Consider the following 6,361-nt stretch of genomic DNA (forward strand, 5'->3'; position numbering starts at 1 on the left):
GGGGGGGCCCCCCCCAGCGAACCGGAGCGGCTGGCGATGAGGGAGACCGTCGCCGCGCCGGAGTTCGGGTCAGCCGACGAGCTGGAGTTCGTCCTCCTCCGCAGCGGCCGCACGGTCCTTGCGCCGCTTGGGCAGGTAGACCGTGAGGGCGACCAGGGCTCCGACGATCGCCACGCCCGCGGCGAACTCCAGGCCGGGACGGTAGGTGTCCAGCATGGCGGCCGGGCTGGGGTCGGTGTGCGCGCCCGAGGTGACGATGGCGGTGGTCACCGCCAGCACGATGGCCGCGCCGACCTGCATGGCGGTTTGCAGCACGCCGGCGGCGAGCCCCTGCTCGTCATTGTCGATGCCGCTGGTGGCCTGGATATTGATGGCCGGGAAGCCGACCCAGCCGATGCCGATCAGCAGGATGGCGGGCAGCAGGACCGTCAGATAGTTCGGGGCGGTGTCGACGCGCAGGAACATCAGGTAGCCGACGGCCATGACCGCCATGGTGACGGCGATGATCGGGCCGGTGCCGAAGCGGTCGACCAGCTTGTCGGAGACGAAGGCCGAGGTGACCACCAGCAGACCCACCGGCAGCAGGGCGAGCGCCAGGTGCAGCGGCGACCAGCCGAGGGTGTCCTGGAAGTACAGCGTGGTGATGAATTGCCAGCTGAAGTAGGAACCGCCCACCGCGATGATGGCGAGGCTGGCGCGGACCAGGGTGGCCTTGCGCAGGATGCCCAGGCGGACCAGCGGGTACTTCACCCGGTTCTCCACCGCCACGAATCCGGCGAACAGCGCCGCGGCCAGCACGAACGAGCCGATGGTGCGCGCCGACGTCCAGCCCACCTCGGGGGCGGTGACCACGGTGTAGACCAGCAGCAGCATGGCGGCGGTGGACAGCACCGCACCCAGGATGTCATGGCCGCCCTCTTCGGCGGGCTTGTCCTTGGGCACCAGGAAGATGGCCGCGACCAGGGCCGCCAGGGCGATGGGCACCGGGAGCAGGAAGGTCCAGCGCCAGCCGATGCCGGTCATGAGGCCGCCGAACAGCAGACCCATGGAGTACCCGCCCGCGCCGAACACGGTGTAGATGGACAGCGCCTTGTTGCGGGCCGGGCCCTCGGCGAAGTTGGTGGTGATGATGGACAGGCCGGTCGGCGCGGTGAAGGCGGCGGCCAGGCCCTTGATGAAGCGGGTGAGGATCAGCAGCGGGCCGGAGCTGACCAGCGCGCCCGCCAGCGAGGCGAGGGCGAAGACGGCCAGCGCGATCAGGAAGACCTTGCGGCGGCCGAGCAGGTCGGCGGTGCGTCCGCCCAGCAGCAGCAGGCCGCCGTAGCCGAGGACGTAGCCGCTGACCAGCCACTGCAGGGTGGAGGTGGGGAGGTCGAGTTCGGTTCCGATGGACGGCAGTGCGACGCCGATCATCGACACGTCCAGACCGTCGAGGAACAGCACGATGCACAGGGTGATCAGCATGCCCCAGAGGCGCAGGGGCCAGCTGTTCGTATCGGCGGATGCGGCAGCCGATTTCAGAGCCGTTGTGGTCATGAGCCGAAACAGTACATGCGTACGCATTAAATGTGCAAGCATTAAATGCGGTTGCATGGTTACGCGCCGACCACTAGGATGGCCCCATGCCGAAGCCGACAGCGCCTGTCGACCGGCCCGAAGCCACCGGGCTGGTAGCCGAATGGCGTGAGCTGCTGAGCCGGCACGCGACCGCATCCTGCGCCCTCGAGAAGGAGTTGCAGGGCCGCCACCACATCGGGCTCAGCGAATTCGAAACCCTCGACCGGCTCATGGAGGCCGGCGGCGAGAGCTACAAGATGAGCGACCTCGCCGGAGACATCCACCTCAGCCAGAGCGCCCTCTCCCGCGCCGTGGCCCGCCTGGAACGCGACGGCCTGGTCAACCGCACCCTGTGCACCGAGGACCGCCGCGCCATCTTCGTCTGCCTCACCGACAAGGGCCGCGAACTGCACCGTGCGGCCGCGCCCACACATCGCGAAGTCCTGGAACAGTCGCTGCGCTGAGCCGTATGCTGCGGGCATGCCCTCCTACGCGGTCGATCCGCGGGTCGATGCCTACATCGACGCGCTACCGGAATGGCAGCAGGCCGTATGCCACGAGGTGCGGGAGCTGGTGCACCAGGCCGATCCCGAGGTCGTCGAGACCATCAAACGCACGGTGCGGCCCTACTTCGTGCTGGACGGCAATATCTGCGCGCTGCTCGCCGCCAAGGACCATGTGAACGTCTTCCTCTACGACGGGGCCATCGTGCCCGATCCGGAGGGGATCATCACCGGCGGGCACGACAACAAGACAGCCCGCACCGTCGCCGTTCGCGAAGGCGAGACCCTGAACGCCCCGGCGCTGCTCGCCATGTTCCGGCAGATCATCGCCAACAACCGCGCCGGGGGCTGGCGAAAGCTGAAGGGCGGTAACTGAATCCGCAGGCGCGGCAACACCGCGCCGAGAGCCGGGCTCAGGCGGCGACCGCCGCGCCCTCGCCGCGCGCCACCCGTGCGGCCCGCTGCGTCATGGCCGCCAGCAGCGGCAGCCGGGCATCGCCCAGGGTCATGGCCGAATAGCCGAGCTGATTGGTGACGAATCCGATGCCCAGGCCGCGGCCGGGGATCGCCATGCCGCCGGAGCCGCCGATGCCGAAGTGCCCGAAGGCCTTGCGGGTGAGCGTCGCTCCGACGATGGCGCGGTGGTAGCCGAGCGCGAATTGCGGTGGTGCGCCGAGGACGTAGTCGAAGCGGCTGTTCACCGGCATCTCGGCGAGTGTTCGCGCGCCCTGGGCGCTGAGCAGTCGGCGGTGACCGACCACGCCGTCATTGGCGAGGGCGCCGTACATGCGCGCCAGCGACCGCGCGGTGAAAGTCCCGTTCCAGCCGGGCATCATGGCGTCGTAGGGGCGCTCCCCCACCGACATGTCGGCCCAGCCGTCGTACACCGCACCGCGCGCCGAATGCAGCGCCCGCACCCGCGCGGGCAGCCCGACCAGCCGGTCGAACGGCACCTTGCCGACGCTGAGCCGGGGCGACAGGCGGGCGATGCGATGCCGCTGCTGCCGGGGCACCCCGAACCAGAAGTCGTTGTCGCCCAGCGGCTCCACGAGTTCGCTGCGCACCAGGTCGGTGAAGGGCCGTCCGCTCGCCCGCTGCGCGATCTCCGCGACCAGCGTGCCGAAGTTCAGTCCGTGATATCCGGAAGCCCGGTGCCGCAGCGGATCCGGCGCGCTCGCCGCCATGGCCGCGGCCACCTTGTCGTGGTCGAGCAGATCCTCGGGATCGTCGAGCAGTCCGCGCATGCGCTGCACTCCGGCGCGATGGGCGAGCGCCTGCCGCACGGTGATGTCACCCTTGCCCGCGGCCGCGAAGTCGGGCCAGTACTCGGCGACGGGAGCGTCGTAGTCGATGACCCCGCGATCGGCGAGACGGTTGATGACGGTGGCCGCCACGCCTTTGCTGGTGGAATACGACAGCGCCATGGTGTCGGCGCCCCAGCGGCGTCCGGGTTCGGCCCAACCCGCCCAGATGTCGAGCACCGGCTCGCCGTCGAGGAAAACCGCGAAGGCGCCGCCACCCGCACGCGAGCGGCGGAAGATCTGGAAGAACTTGGCGGCGACCGCCGTGAAGCGGTCGTCGACGAGCATCTGTCGGCCGCGCGTGGGGCCGGCCGCGGATAGTTCCCCGGAGGATCTGTCGGTGCTCTCACCTGGCATGGTCAGACTCCTTTGTCTGGCTCACTCCACAGGGTTCGCGCTCGCAGTTGCAAGCACCCTGCTAGCACCGACTGTAACGGCCGTCACGCGCGAGGACAATGGGCGCGCGCGAGTTCTGTGAAACAGCACAACGGGCGGACAGCTCAGACCGAGGCACGCGCGGACTCGATCACGGGCGCGGCGTCCACCGCCACCGCCGCGACGGCCCGAAATGCCTCGCGATAGCGCTCCACGTCGTGGTCTTTGTCCAGGTAGGAGGAGCCGGTGAGGGATTCCACGTACACCACCGGCGGTTCGGGCACCTCGCCCGCGGGTGCGGGGAATTCGAGCAGGACGAATCGGCCCGCATCCATTCCGTGGTGGTATCCGCAGTCCGCGGGCACCAGCCGCAGCCGCACATTCGGCAGTTCGCTCAGATCGCGCAGGCGGTCCAGCTGACCGGCGGTGACCCCCTCGCCCCCGATCCGATGCCACAGCACCGCCTCCGAGATCACCACATCCAATTGCAGCGGGGAATCCGAGCGCGTCAGCAACTGCTGGCGCGTGGTGCGAACCCGCACCCGGCGGTCCATCTGCTCGGCGGTGATGCCCGGATACGCGCCCGCGAGCACCGCGCGCATGTAGTCCTCGGTCTGCAACAGCCCGGGCACCAGCTCGTTCTCATAGGTGGTGAGGCGGGCGGCGGCCTCCTCGAGGCCGATGTACACCTCGTAACCCTCGTCGATGACGTCGCTGTACTCGGTCCACCAGCCGCGCGCCTTGGTCTCCCGGGCCAGCGCGGCCAGCGGCTGGATGGCGTCCTCGGGCGCACCGTAGATGCGGCACATGGCCTCGACGTCGAGGCTGCGCAGCGATGTCTGACCGGTCTCGATGCGCCAGATCTTGGCCTCGGACCATTCCAGCCGCTGCGCGGCCACCCGGGTCGTCATCCGCGCGCGATTGCGCAGGTCGCGAAGCTGACGACCGAGTTGTCGACGCGGCATGGTCGATCCGGTGATCCCCTGCGGTAGAGCCATCCGTCCCCCTAACAAGTTGCGATCGCATTGTGACACAGGAAATCTCGCCGATCCATGGACGCGGGGAACGCCGGGGCCGCCACGAACGACCGTTCGGAGACGAGACTACTTGCGGGAGTTACGCTTTCGGAAGCGCCAGAACTGCACGGCACGCATATCCTCCGACAGCTGATTGACCGGTTCGGCCACATCCGACAGGGCCTGGAACAGATCGTCGGCCAGCTCGGCGATATGTTCCACCTTGCCCGCCAGCCGCGAGGCGTTCACCAGGAATTCCAGCAGTAGGCGCACGGTGGCGGCGATGGTGAGCCCCAACGGTATCGCGAACACCACCGCGAACACCACTCCCACCCACATCGAGGACCTCAGCAGTAACACCGTCGTGGCGATGGGAATGGCCACCGCACCCGCCAGACCCAGCAGATACGCCAGCGGCAGCAGGGTGCGGGTGGCGGTCCGGCGGAATTGCAGGTCCACCAGGGCGCGCGCGGCCTCGACGCTCCAGGAGCCGAATGCGCTTGGGCTGGCGAATGGTTCGACCGGCCGCTGCTCGTCCGCGTCCGCCTCGGCGGCGTGCCGGGACATGCGCTTGACCGCCGACTCCTTGAACGCCAGCCAGCGCGATTCCGCCTCGAACTCGTCCAGTTCGGACTGATCCCCACCCGATCGATCGGTCATGGACGAAAACGCTCCTCTCCCACCGGCCTTCCGGCACGCCAAGTCTGATCGCAATCACATCCGCGCTACAGTCCGACGCAGTGTGTTCTCCGACACTTCCCATTTCCGGGCACATCACGCTCGGAAACGCGTGGGCGCGAGCAGCTTCGGCGTTATCGCAGGTAGTGGGTGCCGACCCGGAAATGTCACCGCTGTGACACCGGCGCAGTAGCGCCACCTACAACGCGAAGCTGTCTCTTTTGTAGCCGCGAACGAAGACGCGTGAAAAAGAGCCTGTAACGCCTCGGACACCGGGCGGCGATACCACGCACAGAGCAGGACCTAGATCTACCGGGGAATGGAGAATCCAGTGCGTACGACGTTTTCGTCTTCCGTCACGGCCGCAGTGTTGGCCGCATCTGCGCAGGAATACACCCAGCGTGGCTGGACGGTCGCCGAAACGGCCAACGGCATCTGCCTGATCACCGACGACAACCTGGCGGGTATCGAGGTATCCGGGGAGACCGCCGCTTATGTCCGTCGCTTCCTGCGTGCCAACAACCTCTCGGGGCCGGTCATCGAGATTCCGGGCACCGAGCGCCGCGAAATCCACCTGGTCACCGGCGTACAGAAGGCCGCCATGGCGCTCGAGGCGCTGCGGGCCGCCGGTGCCATCGTGCACTCCGACGGTGCGGGCATCCCGCTGCCGCCGACGCAGCTGTCCGCCGCCGGTTCGGCGTGCTGGGGAGTCGCTCCGCAGGAGGCGCGCTGGGTGCCGCCGGTGGTGGCGATCTCCGCCGCCGTGCGTGCGGCCGTGAGCGGGCGCAAGCCGCAGGTGGCGCGTATCGCTTCCTGAAGTACGTCGTTCTAGGACTCCGTTGACCGCGGGTGCTCCCCGGCACCCGCGGTTTTCGCGTGCGCGGAACAGGATGACGGTGTGGTCGATCGCCGCGAATGGACGTGCGACAGC

At 68.5% G+C, this 6,361-nt stretch carries 7 protein-coding genes; 3 read left to right on the plus strand and 4 right to left on the minus strand.

Features of this window, described 5'->3' with window-relative positions; genetic code table 11:
• Positions 1 to 69: 69 nt before the first annotated feature.
• Positions 70 to 1,536 carry an MFS transporter gene (locus tag QK444_RS30705; RefSeq protein WP_282785591.1) on the minus strand — a complete coding sequence of 489 codons (1,467 nt, stop codon included), beginning with the start codon at positions 1,534 to 1,536 and terminating at the stop codon, positions 70 to 72.
• An 86-nt stretch (positions 1,537 to 1,622) separates the two neighbouring features.
• On the opposite strand from QK444_RS30705, the gene QK444_RS30710 reads away from it, so the two are divergent.
• Positions 1,623 to 2,021, plus strand: a complete 399-nt coding sequence (locus QK444_RS30710) for a MarR family transcriptional regulator (RefSeq protein WP_039808513.1) — start codon at positions 1,623 to 1,625, stop codon at positions 2,019 to 2,021.
• 16 nt (positions 2,022 to 2,037) lie between these two features.
• On the plus strand, positions 2,038 to 2,436 hold the full coding sequence (locus tag QK444_RS30715) for a DUF1801 domain-containing protein (protein ID WP_282785592.1): 399 nt from the start codon (positions 2,038 to 2,040) through the stop codon (positions 2,434 to 2,436).
• Between the two features lie 37 nt (positions 2,437 to 2,473).
• On the opposite strand, the gene QK444_RS30720 is transcribed toward QK444_RS30715, so the two are convergent.
• The 3 genes from QK444_RS30720 to QK444_RS30730 all read right to left on the minus strand — a co-directional run bounded on the left by QK444_RS30720 (position 2,474) and on the right by QK444_RS30730 (position 5,412).
• Positions 2,474 to 3,718 carry a serine hydrolase domain-containing protein gene (locus tag QK444_RS30720; protein WP_282785593.1) on the minus strand — a complete coding sequence of 415 codons (1,245 nt, stop codon included), beginning with the start codon at positions 3,716 to 3,718 and terminating at the stop codon, positions 2,474 to 2,476.
• Positions 3,719 to 3,861: 143 nt separating this feature from the next.
• Entirely contained in the window at positions 3,862 to 4,734 is an 873-nt protein-coding gene (locus QK444_RS30725) for a helix-turn-helix transcriptional regulator (protein ID WP_282785594.1), read from the minus strand.
• 105 nt (positions 4,735 to 4,839) lie between these two features.
• Positions 4,840 to 5,412 (minus strand): DUF4282 domain-containing protein, encoded by a 573-nt coding sequence (locus tag QK444_RS30730; RefSeq protein WP_143983282.1) that lies wholly within the window; start codon positions 5,410 to 5,412, stop codon positions 4,840 to 4,842.
• 337 nt (positions 5,413 to 5,749) lie between these two features.
• Here QK444_RS30730 and QK444_RS30735 point away from each other — a divergent pair, with 337 nt between their 5' ends.
• Positions 5,750 to 6,247, plus strand: a complete 498-nt coding sequence (locus QK444_RS30735; protein WP_029930401.1) for a hypothetical protein — start codon at positions 5,750 to 5,752, stop codon at positions 6,245 to 6,247.
• The last annotated feature ends 114 nt before the right edge of the window (positions 6,248 to 6,361 follow it).

It is taken from the genome of Nocardia sp. CC201C, assembly GCF_030010695.1.
In the GTDB taxonomy this organism is placed as follows: Bacteria; Actinomycetota; Actinomycetes; order Mycobacteriales; family Mycobacteriaceae; genus Nocardia; species Nocardia otitidiscaviarum.

What these genes read in the sequence shown, in the direction of transcription:
- QK444_RS30705 (WP_282785591.1), bottom strand. Translation starts at nt 1,536, where the DNA reads ATGACCACAACGGCTCTGAAATCGGCTGCCGCATCCGCCGATACGAAC.
- QK444_RS30710 (WP_039808513.1), top strand. Translation starts at nt 1,623, where the DNA reads ATGCCGAAGCCGACAGCGCCTGTCGACCGGCCCGAAGCCACCGGGCTG.
- QK444_RS30715 (WP_282785592.1), top strand. Translation starts at nt 2,038, where the DNA reads ATGCCCTCCTACGCGGTCGATCCGCGGGTCGATGCCTACATCGACGCG.
- QK444_RS30720 (WP_282785593.1), bottom strand. Translation starts at nt 3,718, where the DNA reads ATGCCAGGTGAGAGCACCGACAGATCCTCCGGGGAACTATCCGCGGCC.
- QK444_RS30725 (WP_282785594.1), bottom strand. Translation starts at nt 4,734, where the DNA reads ATGGCTCTACCGCAGGGGATCACCGGATCGACCATGCCGCGTCGACAA.
- QK444_RS30730 (WP_143983282.1), bottom strand. Translation starts at nt 5,412, where the DNA reads ATGACCGATCGATCGGGTGGGGATCAGTCCGAACTGGACGAGTTCGAG.
- QK444_RS30735 (WP_029930401.1), top strand. Translation starts at nt 5,750, where the DNA reads ATGGAGAATCCAGTGCGTACGACGTTTTCGTCTTCCGTCACGGCCGCA.